This is a genomic window from Methylovulum sp. (assembly GCF_028687615.1).
Taxonomy (GTDB): Bacteria; Pseudomonadota; Gammaproteobacteria; order Methylococcales; family Methylomonadaceae; genus Methylovulum.
The window spans coordinates 1-14,571 of sequence record NZ_JAQTZU010000045.1; the positions used below are offsets into that span (position 1 = coordinate 1).

The 14,571-nt window shown below is 53.4% G+C and carries 16 protein-coding genes and 2 pseudogenes; 9 read left to right on the top strand and 9 right to left on the bottom strand.

The features are described from left to right. Positions 1-183 precede the first annotated feature (183 nt). Positions 184-375 (bottom strand): annotated as a pseudogene (locus PHH59_RS16240) (transposase); the annotation flags it as partial. A 291-nt stretch (positions 376-666) separates the two neighbouring features. Between PHH59_RS16240 and PHH59_RS16245 the strand changes: the two are divergent. From PHH59_RS16245 to PHH59_RS16255, 3 genes are read left to right on the top strand one after another with little or no spacing between them, the layout of a single operon-like run. Beyond that, the gene (locus tag PHH59_RS16245) at positions 667-1,098 is read left to right on the top strand and encodes a carboxymuconolactone decarboxylase family protein (RefSeq protein WP_300018689.1); all 432 of its coding nucleotides are present in this window, start codon (positions 667-669) and stop codon (positions 1,096-1,098) included. Between the two features lie 39 nt (positions 1,099-1,137). Continuing rightward, entirely contained in the window at positions 1,138-1,686 is a 549-nt protein-coding gene (locus PHH59_RS16250; protein ID WP_300018692.1) for a GNAT family N-acetyltransferase, read from the top strand. Positions 1,687-1,723: 37 nt separating this feature from the next. After that, positions 1,724-2,239 (top strand): SRPBCC domain-containing protein, encoded by a 516-nt coding sequence (locus PHH59_RS16255; protein ID WP_300018695.1) that lies wholly within the window; start codon positions 1,724-1,726, stop codon positions 2,237-2,239. A 410-nt stretch (positions 2,240-2,649) separates the two neighbouring features. On the opposite strand, the gene PHH59_RS16260 is transcribed toward PHH59_RS16255, so the two are convergent. The 5 genes from PHH59_RS16260 to PHH59_RS16280 form a co-directional block, all read right to left on the bottom strand. Then, complete coding sequence (locus PHH59_RS16260; RefSeq protein ID WP_300018698.1) at positions 2,650-3,006, bottom strand: cupredoxin domain-containing protein; 357 nt, start codon at positions 3,004-3,006, stop codon at positions 2,650-2,652. Beyond that, positions 3,003-3,911: a metallophosphoesterase gene (locus PHH59_RS16265; protein ID WP_300018701.1), complete on the bottom strand. Its 909-nt coding sequence runs from the start codon at positions 3,909-3,911 to the stop codon at positions 3,003-3,005. The genes PHH59_RS16260 and PHH59_RS16265 overlap by 4 nt, the downstream gene beginning before the upstream one ends. A 164-nt stretch (positions 3,912-4,075) precedes the next feature. Further along, entirely contained in the window at positions 4,076-5,254 is a 1,179-nt protein-coding gene (locus PHH59_RS16270) for a hypothetical protein (RefSeq protein WP_300018704.1), read from the bottom strand. 192 nt (positions 5,255-5,446) lie between these two features. After that, entirely contained in the window at positions 5,447-6,295 is an 849-nt protein-coding gene (locus PHH59_RS16275) for an RNA polymerase sigma factor (protein ID WP_300018707.1), read from the bottom strand. 124 nt (positions 6,296-6,419) lie between these two features. Next, a complete protein-coding gene (locus PHH59_RS16280; protein WP_300018710.1) occupies positions 6,420-6,809 on the bottom strand; it encodes a nuclear transport factor 2 family protein in 390 nt (129 codons plus the stop codon). A 159-nt stretch (positions 6,810-6,968) separates the two neighbouring features. On the opposite strand from PHH59_RS16280, the pseudogene PHH59_RS16285 reads away from it, so the two are divergent. Beyond that, positions 6,969-7,028 (top strand): annotated as a pseudogene (locus PHH59_RS16285) (hypothetical protein); the annotation flags it as partial. Here PHH59_RS16285 and PHH59_RS16290 read toward each other — a convergent pair. Together PHH59_RS16290 and PHH59_RS16295 are read right to left on the bottom strand one after the other, a co-directional pair. Further along, the gene (locus PHH59_RS16290) at positions 7,010-7,468 is read right to left on the bottom strand and encodes a response regulator (protein WP_366905211.1); all 459 of its coding nucleotides are present in this window, start codon (positions 7,466-7,468) and stop codon (positions 7,010-7,012) included. The pseudogene PHH59_RS16285 and the gene PHH59_RS16290 sit on opposite strands and share 19 nt — an antisense overlap. 132 nt (positions 7,469-7,600) lie before the next feature. Continuing rightward, positions 7,601-7,966, bottom strand: a complete 366-nt coding sequence (locus tag PHH59_RS16295; protein WP_300018713.1) for a hypothetical protein — start codon at positions 7,964-7,966, stop codon at positions 7,601-7,603. A 166-nt stretch (positions 7,967-8,132) separates the two neighbouring features. Here PHH59_RS16295 and PHH59_RS16300 point away from each other — a divergent pair, with 166 nt between their 5' ends. The 5 genes from PHH59_RS16300 to PHH59_RS16320 all read left to right on the top strand — a co-directional run bounded on the left by PHH59_RS16300 (position 8,133) and on the right by PHH59_RS16320 (position 13,944). Continuing rightward, complete coding sequence (locus tag PHH59_RS16300; RefSeq protein ID WP_300018716.1) at positions 8,133-8,444, top strand: hypothetical protein; 312 nt, start codon at positions 8,133-8,135, stop codon at positions 8,442-8,444. A gap of 13 nt (positions 8,445-8,457) precedes the next feature. Continuing rightward, positions 8,458-9,306: a hypothetical protein gene (locus PHH59_RS16305; RefSeq protein ID WP_300018719.1), complete on the top strand. Its 849-nt coding sequence runs from the start codon at positions 8,458-8,460 to the stop codon at positions 9,304-9,306. An 11-nt stretch (positions 9,307-9,317) separates the two neighbouring features. After that, positions 9,318-10,082 carry a glycosyltransferase family 2 protein gene (locus PHH59_RS16310; RefSeq protein ID WP_300018722.1) on the top strand — a complete coding sequence of 255 codons (765 nt, stop codon included), beginning with the start codon at positions 9,318-9,320 and terminating at the stop codon, positions 10,080-10,082. 185 nt (positions 10,083-10,267) lie between these two features. Further along, entirely contained in the window at positions 10,268-12,514 is a 2,247-nt protein-coding gene (locus tag PHH59_RS16315) for an NAD(P)-binding domain-containing protein (RefSeq protein WP_300018725.1), read from the top strand. A 179-nt stretch (positions 12,515-12,693) separates the two neighbouring features. Then, on the top strand, positions 12,694-13,944 hold the full coding sequence (locus tag PHH59_RS16320) for a glycosyltransferase 87 family protein (RefSeq protein WP_300018728.1): 1,251 nt from the start codon (positions 12,694-12,696) through the stop codon (positions 13,942-13,944). Between the two features lie 95 nt (positions 13,945-14,039). Here the strand turns inward: PHH59_RS16320 and PHH59_RS16325 are convergent. Further along, positions 14,040-14,571 (bottom strand): integrase core domain-containing protein (locus PHH59_RS16325; protein ID WP_300018731.1); only part of this gene is annotated, 532 nt, incomplete at its 5' end.

The window sequence follows — 14,571 nt, forward strand, 5'->3', positions numbered from 1 at the left end:
AGCGTTTTGTATTTTTTCTCGGACGGCGTGCGTGGTCGTGGCTGTTCCGTGTAGTAGTTGCCCCATAGCTTTTGCTCCTTGAGTTTAGGATATAGTAAACCATTTAAATGCGGGACTAAACAATTAATTGTCTGGACAATGGGGTCCACTTTACCGGTCAGGGTCGCTCTGTGCGTTGACCACTTTAGACCCTCGTTTACCTTCAAACAAGCTGCCGGCATTCTCCAGTAGCTCTTTTTTCCATTGACTCACTTGATTCGGGTGTACCCCATGTTCTAGCGCAATCTCATTAATCGTCTTCGTGCCTTTGATCGCTTCTAGGGCAACCTTGGCTTTTTGGGTTTCCGTAAATACCTTGCGTTTGCTTTCATTCATTTTCTGTCTCAATTTTGGATCAGAGCATGGCTTAAACTACTGTCTGGATTTCGGAGTCCACTATACTCAACTATCCTGCGGTATTTGTAGTCGGCGATCCGGCTTATTATGCGCGTTTTGGCTTTAGGACATCGATGGATTTCAGCATAAAAAACACAAACCAGATGGAAGACCACTATGTCATGGCCCTGGAATTAATGCCGAAAAGCTTGGCCAATAGGTCAGGAAGCCTATCATTGCCGTGGTAAGCATTTAAAAAGTGTAACTGTTCAAGTTCAACTGGAGCAACCCATGAAAAACATCCGCCTAAAGTATTTTGACTTGTCATTACCCGCGATAACGGCGTTACGCGAATGCCTAAACGCTGTTGAAAAGTCAGGGCTTGAAAAAACCTTGCTGGAATTGGTTTACTTGCGGGTGTCCCAAATCAATGGTTGCGCGTATTGCCTTAACTTGCACGCTAAAGCCTTGCGGGAAGCGGGTGAAACCGATGCACGCATTGACATGCTCGCGGGTTGGAAAGTGGGTGCTTGTTATTCTGAGGCGGAACGCGCCGCGCTTGCTTGGGCGGAAGCGTTGACCGCCATCACCGTAGACGGCGGCAGTGATGCGGCGTTTGCCCAGTTAAAAGCATTTTTTACGGATGCGCAAATTTCCGATCTGACTATCGCCATTGCCAACATGAATGCCCTGAACCGTATCGCCATCAGTATGCGGGTCTAATTTAATTTAACAATGACTGACTCTTTACAAAGACGATACATGAACAATACCAGCGATTTTGACTTCAAACCTTCTATCACAGGCGACGCTATTTCGCTCAGACCCTTGTATCCTGAGGATTTCGAGGCGTTATACGCGGTAGCGGCTGACCCGCTCATTTGGGAGCAGCACCCGCATCCGCTACGTTATCAACGCGAGGTGTTCGAGAGCAGTTTTTTTGCCAGTGCCATCGATTCCCCAGGGGCTTTGGTGGTTATCGAAAACATATCGGGGCGCATCATCGGCTCATCCCGGTTTTATGAATGGGATGCTGACCATCAGGAAGTGGCGATTGGCTTCACCTTTCTTGCCAGAAGCCACTGGGGCGGGCAAACCAATCGGGAATTGAAGCGTCTCATGCTGGCACATGCCTTCCGTTGGGCAAACACCGTGTGGTTTCACGTGGGTGTCAACAACATCCGTTCACGAAAAGCCATGGAAAAAATGGGGGCCGAGTTTTCCCACGAAGCATCCATAGCGATTAATGGCCTTATCGATGTTTATGCGTTTTATCGGATTGAAGCAACAGATTTATGTGCTGAGCGATAGCGTAGCGCATTTTTAACAATATTAAGGAGACCAAAACATGAACCACATCATCTGGCCCGAAACCTACCTGCCTGGCATGACCGACAATTACGTCTCCAATGAACTCATCATCAGCGGCTTGAGTGCCGCTGCGGTGTGGTCGGCACTTAACGACACGTCGCTATGGCCGAGCTACTACAGCAATGTGTCTGACATTTATTTTTACAACAGTCCAGGCCCAAAACTGCACCTGAACGCCCGTTTCCGCTTCACCACCTTCAACTTTCCGGTAGAAGCACAAGTCACTGAATACCAACCGCCCATCGATGGTGAACCGGCACGGGTCGCCTGGCACGGTTGGGTAGACGGTACGGCGGAAAACCGTCTGGATGTCCATCATGCGTGGCTGTTTGAAAACCTGCCCGGTGGGCGGGTACGCATACTGACCCAGGAAACCCAAATTGGCAAACCCGCGCAGGCACTCGCCGCGACCAAGCCCAACCCAATGCTTAACGCCCATCAAGAATGGCTTGAAGGGTTGGTGCAAGCAGCAGCCCGTGTAGTCTCTCACTGACCACTCGCTGCCTACGGATTCTGGAACATCCCTATTTGTGTCGGCGTATTTGATGACTGGCCGATGGTGCGGGGATGGGGGCGGATCGCCTCGCCCTACACCCTCAGGAGTTCCTAGTTCAACCGGGAGGCCTATTCGGTACCTGAGTTACAAGAAAGGCTGGATGACATGCGAAGAAAAGCGGCTTGAGGGTAATTGTCGCCGAAGAGGTTATGGTGTGCCAAATTAACTGACGATCTGTTTTATGGTATTTCAAGTGGCAAACGTCACGTAGCCTAGTAAACTAACATCCTGTCAGGATGTCAGCGGATTTGTTCAGCGATTCCTTAAGAGACTGGAAACGACCAGGCCGGATGCCAAGCTTCCGGCTGCCAAGCTGATAAATTGACTACTGTTAACAGGCGTAAAGTTTAACCTTCGTCCCGCACGATAATTTCCCCCGCCATCTCTTCATGGCCATCGCCGCAAAAAATGTCGCAACGGAAGGCAAACGAACCCGCCTTGTCAGGGGTAAAGCTAACCCGCATGGGCTTTCCGGGTTCAATATCGGCACGGACGGCAAAATCCGGCAAGGAAAACCCATGCATCCTGTCGCTGCTGGTAAATTCCAAAATGACCGTCTGGCCTTTTTTCAATTCGATTTTACTGGGTTGAAATAAGAATTTGCTGGCTTTGATGACGATAACGGGTGGCCCGGCGTTGGCAGTTGCTGCCAATGGCGTCAGCAATAACAAGCACAACAGGCATTTCTTCCAATACGCATTCATAGTGTTTCTCCTTTGATAATCGCTTTTTCTTCGATACGGTAGTTTTTCCACGGATAGGCTTCGATATTTCTAAAGCCCAAACCGTTATACGGCTTGGCAGAATCCCAAGGTATCGGGACGCGTTTGGGTACGGAACCTGGTGCGGGCAATGGGAAAATCAGCGATTTGGCCGCATGGTGCGGGATATGTCCGGTGACATGGTGATGCTCCTGATGGATATGTCCATAAAAAACCACCACATTTTCAAAGGCCATCAACAAATCAATCGCCTGCTGACCATCGCGGGTCGTCCAGTCCCATTTGGCGTATAAATCAAATAATGGTCGATGGGTCAACACCACGATTGGCGTATTGGCGGCTAAGGCTTGTAAATCGACTTTTAGCCAATCTAACTGGGCTTGGCCTAGTTGCGCTGCCGGATCGGAGACATTATCCAAGGCAATAAAATGGATGCCTTTATGGTTGAAGCTGTAATGCAAATCGCCAAAAAACGCTTGGTAAGCTTCGCCTTTATCTAAGGAAGCATCGTGTTCGCCGGGAATAAATTTAACTTGCTTGACCTTAAGTTCGCTGACGATGGCTTTAAATTCTGCCATCCGTCGGCGGCGTTCTTGGGCATCATCGGTGGTGTGGGTCAAATCGCCCGTGAACACCACAAAATCCGGCTGTTTATCTAAAGCATTAACGGCAGCGACCGCTTTTTGCAAAGTGCCTGCTGCGTCAGGGTTTTTATCCTCGCCTTTAAAGCCCCAGTGGGTATCGGACAGTTGCACGAAATAAAAATCCAAACCATCCGTTAAGCCATCGGCGGCAAATACATCAAACCCTAAACCAGAGACAAAGGCCACGCCTCCTCCTATGCCCGCCAAGTGTAAAAATTTTCTTCTGTCGATTAAGTGGGTCATTACCTTATCCCTATAAAAAATTACCTGCCGACCTATTACCGTCAATAATCGCAACGTTTAAAGGGATAACATCCTTGCATAGGATGTTATCCGCCATGTAGGCCAATCGTAAAACAAAATCTAAGTAAACAGTGGCAATGGCTTTGTAAATAAATTGGAAAAACTTACAGTAAGCGCATAACCGGCGGGCAATTGACAATAAAGCCAGTTGAGCCGAATTTCGCGCCACCAGGTCCGGTCAACCAACCCTGTTGCACCAAGCCCAATAGTTCAAACTCGCCAAGTACGCGCGAACGGTAGCCTTTTTTGATGGCATCCGCCGTCCATTCAACCGCATTCACATCCCATAAAGGGCTGTAATCGGTCGCGACGGTTGGAATACCGCCCAAGACGTTTAAGGCGTTGCCATCACCTGCCAAAGCACTGTTAAAGCCTTGTCGTTGCGGGTTGTTTTTGCCGATTTGACCATTGGTAACGGCAAACAGACGTTCAACTGCACTAAACGCGCTGTCATCACGGCCCACCCCAATATCCTGCAAACCTGGCGCATAGGTGGCGCCTTCCATCGTGGCAGGCAACTCATGGCTGGCTTCCAGGCTCAAATACAGCAAGGGGCGCGAGAAGGTGAAACCTAGAGTCAGCTTTAATTCGACCGTGCCTTCGGCGGGGCATATCCGGCGGGTTTTATCATGGACTAAGCGTTTGTCGGGATTTGCATTGCAAAAGGCATTGAGTTGTTCCTCAGTGCCTTTGGCGACTATCGGGGCGTTGTAAATATAGCCGCCGACATTGTCGATTTTCATCAACGGGCTGTAATTCTCCTGACCAATTGAACCGGGTTTGAACTCTTTAGGCGGGAACAGGTTAGGCGCGTCACCCGGCACTAATTTAAACCTGGGGGCAAAATCAACGCCTGCTTGTGCGGTCGTAAATTTGACGCTGCCGTCAAACTGTTGCGTCGCATGACGCACGCCACGCCCGGTCTCGGCATAAGTCAGCTTGCCGGAAAAATTCAGGCCCAAGGCTTCAGAATTGGCCTGGTCATTACTGTCGGTCAACACATACCAATACGTCTCGCCTTCGGGTGACACCGCTTTATACAACGGCAAGGTGACGGTCAGGCGGTTGATGTTGACCTTGCCCGCCGTCAATAACTGGTGCGGGCCGATAAAGCTGGGGTTCACACTGGAAGGCGCCGGGCCAAAATAGGTCAATGGCACGACTGAACCAATAGAAGGCGGCGCGGGGATCACGTTATCGCCCAAGCCCTCGGCAAAGGCCGTAGTGGCTAGTGTGGCTAACAGGGCGGTGGCCAACACATTCGTTTTTTTGCTGAATTTCATCTTGCATGCTCCGGATCAGATTAAAGGATTTGCCCATCAACCGGTCGATTGGCTGAGGCAGGGCTATTGTGCCCAGCCAAACATCACGAAATAATCACGGAAAATTCAATTAAATGTGATTTGTATAAGGCCACCAACATGGCTACCCTGAACCCATATCCCGCATTGCCAATGGGTATGGCAACGCGCCGTCTAATACGCCTGAATTCCCTCGTCCAGCAACTGCTTGAGCCACTGGTCAATGTCGTTGGCTTGCCTGGGCTCTGGATGCGATTGGTACAACGCCGCAGCCATTCTAGCCGCCTCCAATTGCCGGATGTGCGCCAACACCTGCGGGAATTGCCGGGCTTGTTGCGGCGAGCTGGCAAACTGCAAGTGTGCGGCATCGACCCTGCCCAAGGTGATGGCCGTCCTGGCCCGTTTATGGCAACGGCAGGCATTGTCGGGATTGACCAAACCGCAATAACCTTGCATGAATGCGACGATGTCCGCCCGCGCCCGTGACAGGCGCTTGCGGAACGCGGCGGGGGCGATACCCAGCACGGCCGCCGCTTGGCTGTGATCCAGCTCCATAATCTCGCCCACGATGTAAGCCAGCCGATGGCCTCTGTCCAAGCATTGCAACATTGCCAAGGTACAGCCGATTTTCACCTCTTCTAACAGTACGCTCTCATGGAGATGGTCATCCTCGTCGGCCAAGCCCTGTGCTAAATCGGCGGCGAAGCCGGCAAAATCCCAGCCTTGTTGTTCCAAGCGTTGCGGGCGCAAATTTAGCAAGGCGTTGCTGGCAACGCGGTACACCCAAGTACGGAAGCTGCTGTCACCACGGAAAGTGCTTAAGCCCGTGATGACACGGATCAGGATTTCTTGTCCGGCATCTTCGGCATCGTGCGGGCAGCACAAAAATCGCAGGGCGAGCTTATGGACATCGGGCTGGATGGCGCGGACAACGGCATCCAAGGCCGCACGCTCGCCTTGTTGGGCGCGGCGCACGGTATGTTCTAACGGTTCAGAATTTTGGGGTTCAGCGGGCTTAGGCAAAGGTTCTCCTTTTTTGAATTGGGTTAATGCGGCAAAGCCTTCCGGCACAATCTGACTTTAGGACACAAGCCTGGGCTTGTGTCCCTAACCATCAGAATGGCTGAGCCTTCAACAGTGTTTCAATTTAGCCACCGAGCAATACCGAACCATGCGGATTGTCGATGATCATCAGCCAATGGCCATCGGGCTGACGGCGGAACACGGCTAAAGATAAACCACCTTGTTCAATCGGATTGCCGCTCACGGGGTCTGTTGCGGTCATTGTCCACGGGGCGATATGTAGGGCGATGTCGCCCGCTTCAATGACTTCATGTTCGGGCATGGCAAACTTCGGTTGCATGGCGATGAAACTCTGGAAGGCTTCGCGCAGCCCAGAGCCTGAGGCGTTCATGCCCGGTTGCACCACCAACGTGGCATTAGCTTCATAAGCGGACAGCACATCGTCCAAACGGCCTTCCGCCATTGCCAAAGCCATCGTATTGACGGCGCTAATGATTTGTTCTGAATTGCTCATTGTTATTCTCTTCAATTTAGGGCTTTGGAAATCGCAGCCTTGAATAACATTAGACGGATTATGCCGATCAAATGTGACCGATAAATCCGATTTTTTTAACGCTCAGGGCAAACGACCTATAGGAAATACGAAGCGGTTTCCAGTGGTAGTACGGGGCATGTGGAAAGCGTCCAAGTTTATCATGATCCTGACAAGATCAGTTATAAAACCTTGCTCGATGCTTTTTGGCGTATGGTTGATCCCACCGATAACGGCGGACAGTTTGTTGACAGGGGAGAACCGCAGGGCCACCTCATTAAAATACCTGAGCCACAAAAGCCCAGTGCCCAATACAACAAACCCGCCGATGAGGTTTTACTGTTCACTTGGCTTTTTAGTAAAGCAGTTAGCTCCAGGCCGTTCATGCGCGGCATTTCCAAATCCGTGACCAGCATATCCGGGCGGGCATGTTGCAGTTGTTTGAGCGCGTCCACGCCATCGACGGCGGTGATGACCCGGAAGCCGTTGTCGCGTAGCGTGTCGGCGGTGGTTTGGCGCGCGCTTAAGGAATCATCCACCACCAAGATTAGCGGCAGTTTTGGCGCGGTGGCGGTTAGGGCATGGCGGTTGAGTTTGCCGTACTCGCGTTGGTGGCGGATCAAGTCGGGCAAGTCCAGCACGGGGGCGATGCGGCATACGCGCCAATTCAGTGTCTATAGTACGCTGCAATTGCATGGAAAGTCGTCATGTCGGCATACCCTCTGGGCCACAAGTGGATTGCCGACATCCAGAACACATGGATGTGCTTGTAGCTATTGCCATCCGTGGCATCTGGATTCGATTCGCGGTCTAACGGCTCCGGCAATCCACTTGTGGCCCAGAGGGTATGCCGGAATGACGTGCTTTTCCTTAAGTTGGCGCGTATGGGGATAGGGGATGTGCAATTGCCCGCCACTAGGCGGCTTGGCTGAAACCACGGCGATGGCGCAGCCGGAACCGTCCGTCGCCTGTGTTAAGGCCGGATGCGCCAAATGTTCTTCGCCAAACACCAGCACGACGGTAGGCAAATTGCCGTCCTCAAGTGTTTGCAGGTGATAAGCCCGGTTTTTGCCCAGCGGCAATAGCTTGGCCAATTTGGCCTGTTCATAGGCAGGAAAGCCCAAGGTGCTGATATTCATCTTTGTCTCCTTCGCCAATGCGTGGTGTCGGGGCGGATTATCAGGACAAAATGACGGCTTGGCTAATCACATTTATTTGATTATTCCGTGATATTTTCGTGATAGTCGCCGCCGATAATGGCTTCCGATCTTGCCGATCAACGTCTTTTTTAATTTGGGAAAAGCTATGAAAACATCCGCTATTCAATTAACCGTACTGGCGATTGGCTGGGCCGCCGCCAGTTCGGCGCTTGCCTCCGGCTCTTACAGCATCAGCGGCGGCGACCAAGCCAACCAAACCTACCATTTGGGCAAGTCGGCGTTTTACCACAAATTGGCGTGTTCCAGTTGCCCGCTTGCCGGTCAAGATATAGATGAGGCCAAGGCTGCCGAATTGGTCGCGCAACTGGCAAAAGCCAGTGAATTGGCGCAGAAACTGTCAGAAACCGAGCGCGGCGCGGTTGCCGTGTATCTGAAACGCCGCTATAAACTGGATTAACGGGGAAAAGACCATGAGCAAACAAAGTATTTTCACGGCCTTGGCACTATGGGCGGCGGCACAGGCCGCACAGGCCGACAGCAACCCTTGGCTGCCCGAACCTGGCGCCATCAATGGCTCGGTGTCTTATGTTTACCAAACCACCGACCGTTTTTTTATGGGCAACAAACTGGTCAAATTGCCTGCCGATTTGTCCCAGCACACCGTAAATTTCTATGGCGAATATGGCTTAAGTGACAGTCTTGCCTTAGATGCCAGTTTGGGTTATTCGTCCACCGAATTTATTGGCACACCTGCGGACGGCCCGGCACCCTTCGGGGCTAATCTCGACGGTTTAACCGACACTAATATTGGCGCGCGCTGGCGGGTTTTGGATGAATTGATCGACGCGCCGCTGACGGTCACATTACGGGCTGGCGGGATTATCCGTGGCGATTATCAGGTCGGGGCGTTAAATGCCATTGGCGACGGCGCATCAGGCGGCGAATTTTCGGCCTTGATCGGACGGTTTTTCGAGAACGGCATTTCCTTGTCCAGCCAAATCGGTTACCGCACGTTGGAAGGCCAAGTGCCGGACAATTTTTTTGCCAGCTTGAAGGCCAATTATTCCATCAATGCCAAAACCAGTATCGGCGTCAACTACCAAGTGCAGGAATCCTTAAGCGGCATCGACATTGGCGCACCCGGTTTCACCTTTGCGCGGTTTCCCGGTGTGAAAGAGGATTATCAAATTTTAGGCGGCAACCTCAGTTATCAACTGACCCCCACCACGTCGGTCACGGTGGTCTATGCCGGGGTCGTGGACGGGCGCAATACGTCCTACCATGATTTGGCGGGTATCAATCTGGGTTTCGGTTTTTAGGTGGGTGGGCTATGTACCAAAATTTGCATATCACCGCCATCATCCCGGCCTTGAACGAGGAGCAGGCAATAGCCCAAGTCGTCGGTAACTTGTTGGCTTTGCAAGATTTCTCCGGTAGGCCCTTGGTGGATGCTGTCATCGTCGCCGACAATGGTTCCAACGATGCCACCGCCGCCTTGGCGCAAGCCGCCGGGGCCAGCGTGGTGTTTGAGCCACGGCGTGGTTACGGCGCGGCGTGTTTGGCGGCTATCGCCCATATCAAAGCGACTGATGTGGTGGTGTTTGTCGATGGCGACGGCTCGGTCAATGCCCGGCAAGTCGGTTATTTGCTGGCGCCTATTGCCAAGGGCGCCGATTTGGTCATCGGCTCGCGCACCTTAGGTTATATTCAGGCCGGGGCAATGACCTGGGCGCAACAAGTCGGCACGGCAGGGGTGGCGGCGATCATTGGCCTACTTTGGTCGGCAAAGGTCAGCGATTTGGGGCCGTTCCGCGCCATCCGCCATCCTGCCTTGCAAGCCTTAGGGATGCAGGACACCACGTATGGTTGGACGGTGGAAATGCAGGTCAAAGCGTTGCAATTGGATTTTACGATTGTCGAAACGCCAGTGGATTGTCTGGTGCGGCTGGGCAAGTCTAAAATCAGCGGCACGGTGCGCGGGGTGTTCGGCGCGGTCATCGGTATGCTGGGCATGGTCATGCGCTTACGCTGGCGGCAATGGCGGGGCAGTTTGTGGCATAACGAACCGTCACTACCGTCCCATCGTTTGCCATGATGAACCGGACAACCGTCAAACTTAGCCGGAACTGGCTTGTGCCAACAGTGACGTAGGCTGGGATGAAGCGATAGCGCAATCCCAGCACCACCTAGCCACTATGCTAGGTGTCATAATGAGAATTGCTGAACTTGTCTCTTACCCCCATCCCTTTACCACCTATCTACCCGGTCACCGCACTGCCCATGAACCTACTAAAATCTTACGCCCGCTGGCTGCATCTGCGTTGGCCTGCGGGCATCCCTGAACCGTTGCCGGAAACCGGCCCTGCTGGTTTGACCGCCGTCAGCGGCATCCGTATTGCCGGTGATTTGCTGGGCATCCCTTTATTGAAATTCGCCGTCGATTCCGGCGCCAAGGCGGTGCAGGCGTTTATTGACGAACAAGCGTTTCAGGAGCCGTGCAAAAAACACCCCGACACGTATGATTTGGCGATCATCGGCGGCGGGGTCGCGGGTTTGTCAGCGGCCTTGGCGGCGTACAAGGCAGGCTTGAAGTTCGTCATTTACGAAGCTTCGGAACCGTTTGCCACCATCGCCAATTTCACCAACGGAAAACCGATTTACACTTATCCGAAAGCCTTCCAACCCGCTGGCGACATTAAACTGACCGCCACCCGCAAGGAAGCCTTGCTGAAAGAACTACAGCAACAAGCCGTCGCCGCCAATATCCAATTCCAGTTACGGCGGGTCGAAAGCATCGTCCGTGACGATAAACGTTTAGTCTTGCAATTCAACGACCAGCAAGGCAACGCTTACGCCAAACGGGTGCTGGTCTGCACCGGGCGCAACGGCGAACACTCAACACTGAACGTGCCGGGTGAAGGGCTGGCCAAAGTCCATAACCGTTTGTTTGACCCTAACGATTACCAGGGCCGTAAAGTGCTGGTGGTGGGCGGCGGCGATTCTGCCCTGGAAACCGCCATCAGCTTGTTCGAAGCGGGGGCACAGGTGACGCTGAGCTACCGTGGCAGCGAGTTTAGCCGCCCGAAACCGGACAATATCGCCAAAGCGCAAGCCTTATTGGGCGAGGACATGCTATTTTCCAGCCAAGTCGTCAGCATCACCGAAGAGCAAGTGCATCTGCGGCAATCCGGCAAGCAAATGATTGCCTTGGCTAACGACGCCGTATTCGTGATGATAGGCCGCAAAGCCCCTATCGACTTCCTCAAACGGCTGGGCATTCCGGTGCGCGGACTGTGGTCGGCGGGCAAATTCGCCAGCTTGGCTTTGGTTTTACTGCTGGTGGCGTTTTTATACAGCGGCAAATCCGGCAACGGCAGCGTCTTCGATTGGCTGTTCGCACACGGCCTGACCCCCGCCAATGTAGATTTTTCCGCCTGGCCCGACGATAACCTGTGGCTACGCGCCCTGCAACCGGCACTGGCTAGTACGGGGTTTTACTACGAACTCGCCTATACGCTGGTCATCGCCGGATTTGGCTGGCGGCGCATCGCCCGCACGCCGACCCCGTACATCCGTCGGCAAACCCTAAGTTTGCTGGCGGTGCAGGCCGTGCCGTTGTTTTTATTGCCGTTCGTGGTGCTGCCGATAGCAGGTGAATTCGGGGCGTTCGACAGCGGCGCGGCCGCCTGGCTGGCGGACCAATTGTTCCCGTACAGCGACCAAACCGGCAACCGCGAATATTGGCGTAGCGTCGGCTTCATCTTGGCCTGGCCTTTGTTCATCGCCAATGTGTTCACCGAGCAACCGAATTACACTTGGTTGGCGCTTGGTTTTTTGCAAACCTTTGTGCTGTTGCCGTGGCTGGTCTACCGCTACGGCAAAGGCGTGTACTGCGGCTGGATTTGTTCCTGCGGCGCGTTGGCGGAAACCTTGGGCGACGCGCAGCGCACGAAAATGCCGCACGGCCCGGTTTGGAACAAGCTGAACTTGGCGGGGCAAGTCATTTTAGCGATGGCCTTACTGCTGTTGGCATTGCGTATTGTCGCTTGGGTTGGTGCGGGTACAACGCTTGGCGACAGCTTAGCGGCGGTATTTTTGCAGGCGGCTTACCAATTCGAGTTGTTCGGTATCCCGCTCAATTATGCCGAGGTGGTCGATTATTTCCTAGCGGGTATTTTAGGCTTAGGGCTGTATTTCCATTTCAGCGGACGCACCTGGTGCCGTTTTTTCTGCCCGCTGGCGGCCTTGATGCACATTTACGCCCGTTTCAGCCAGTTCCGTATTTTTGCCGACAAAGACAAGTGCATCTCTTGCAACATCTGCACCACGGTTTGCCACCAAGGCATAGACGTAATGGCCTTCGCCAACAAAGGCAAGCCGATGGAAGACCCGCAATGCGTACGCTGTTCGGCCTGCGTCAGTAGCTGCCCGACCGGGACCTTGACGTTCGGGCGCTTGCGTTCTGACGGCGCGGTGATGCTGGACAAACTGCCCGCCTCGCCGGTGCAGATGCGTGAAGGCGCGTGAGTATTTTGCTGCTGATAGTGTTTATGCTAGAAAAAGCAGGGTGTCGACGAACGGCACGAAAGACACGAAAAAAGCTTTATGCTGGTTACCAAGCTCCAGCTTCGGGAATGACAGAAAGCCGGAGCTTCCCATCCCGCATTCCCAAGCGGTAGTTTGGGAATGCGCGTAACGTTTATATGATGCCAACAAAACTCGCCACCCTCGGCCTGAGCCTGTGCTACCTAGGCCTCGCGGTTTTCTCCCGTAGCCCCTACAACAGCCAGTTGCCGATATTCTTATTGATAATGGCCAGCGCTTTTATCTGTTATGGCTGGGCGTATGCGTCCGCTGCGCATGGCAAGCCGCCCACGGCGAAACAGGTGTTGCTGATGGCGACCCTGTTCCGCGTCATCGGCTGCTTCGGTTTGCCGTTGTTTGAAGACGATTACTTCCGTTATTTATGGGATGGCTACCGCTTTGCCGAATCCGGCTCGCCCTACGGCATTGCGCCGGAAGCGTTTTTTACCGACCCCAACATCCCCACATCGTGGCATGCCATTTTAGGGCAAATCAACCACCCCGACATCCCGACCATTTATGCGCCGACTTTCCAATACCTGTTTTTGGCGGCGCATCGGCTTGCCAGTGGGCAGGTGTGGGCTTTGCAAGCATTGTTAAGTTTGCTTGATATGTGGCTGATCCATCATTTGCTCAAACTTGCCCCGCCCCGCCAAGTGCTGCTGTATGCCTGGAATCCGTTGGTCATCAAGGAGATTGCCTTCACCGCCCACCCGGATGGTTTGCTGCCTGCATTACTGATGGCGGCTTGGATGGCGGGTCAACGAAAATACTTGATCCAGGCGGGTTTGCTATTGGCGTTGGCGGCGGCAGCCAAGGCGGCGGCGTGGGTGGTGGTGCCGTTTTGGTTGCTGAACTGGCGATGGCGGGCTTGGCGGGCGTTTGCGCTGGGTTTTGCCGCCTTGTACGCGCCGTTCTGGTGGCAAGGGGCGACCGATGCGGCAGGGCTCAAGGCGTTTGCGGACGGTTTTGAGTTCAACTCGGCCTTATACGGCCTGATGCGTTTGCTGTTGCCGCCCTTGCCGTCCAAGCTGGTGTTGGGCGGTTTGCTGCTGGCGGCGGTTCTGGCGTATGGCTGGCGGTACTGGCGGCAAGAAAACCGCACCCTGCCCCGCGCCGACCTGTTGCTGGGCGGTTTATTGCTGGTCTCTCCGGTGATTAACCCGTGGTATTTGCTCTGGTTGTTACCGTTCGCTTGTGTACACCGCAATCCGGTGGCATGGGCGGCATCGGCCATGCTGCTGTTGGCTTATGTCACGGGCTTGAATTTGGACGATCCTAGTTTGACGCCGTATCAACATCCGGCAGGGGTCAGACCGTTGGAATTTGGTGGCCTTTTACTGGTTTGGCTAGGTGTTGAAAAGTTAGGATAGCCTTATGTTTTGATTATAGTCGGTTGCATTATTGTATAGTTCCGTACGATCATATACCCATCCGTAGCTGGCCGTTGTTCTGGGCAAAAGCGTATTTACAAGAACATTATCAAACTGCTAAACAGGAAACAAGCACATGTGCCACCACATCTGTCAAGCCCCATCTGATCATAAACCTTTTTAACAAACAACTCAGGCTTATCTTCTTGCCATTTTTGGACGGCTTGCATAAGCGTTTGATGGTTGATGGCGCGTTGCGGAATATGATGGTTGCAGATAACCAGGTAGCTGAGCAAGGTCTTCTCCAATTCCTCGGCGGAGCTAAACCGGGTTTGCTTGAGCAATTCGCTGATCCGTCCATTAAAACGCTCCACCACTTGTGCCCCAGAGGGTATGCCGTTGGTTTGCGGGTGGCGGGGTGGACTTAAGCGATGTTCAATACCGAGTCCGGCACAGGCCTGGTCAAAGCCATGTTGGCCGCTGGGCTGCTTGCCTTTGCCGGTGAAACGGTCGGTGAACTGGGTGCCATTGTCAGTGGGCAGCTTGACGATTTTCATGGGCGCGGCTCGAACAACGCGCTTGAGGAAATCGACGCTACTGGCGCAGGTCTGCTCCTCGTAAACGGCA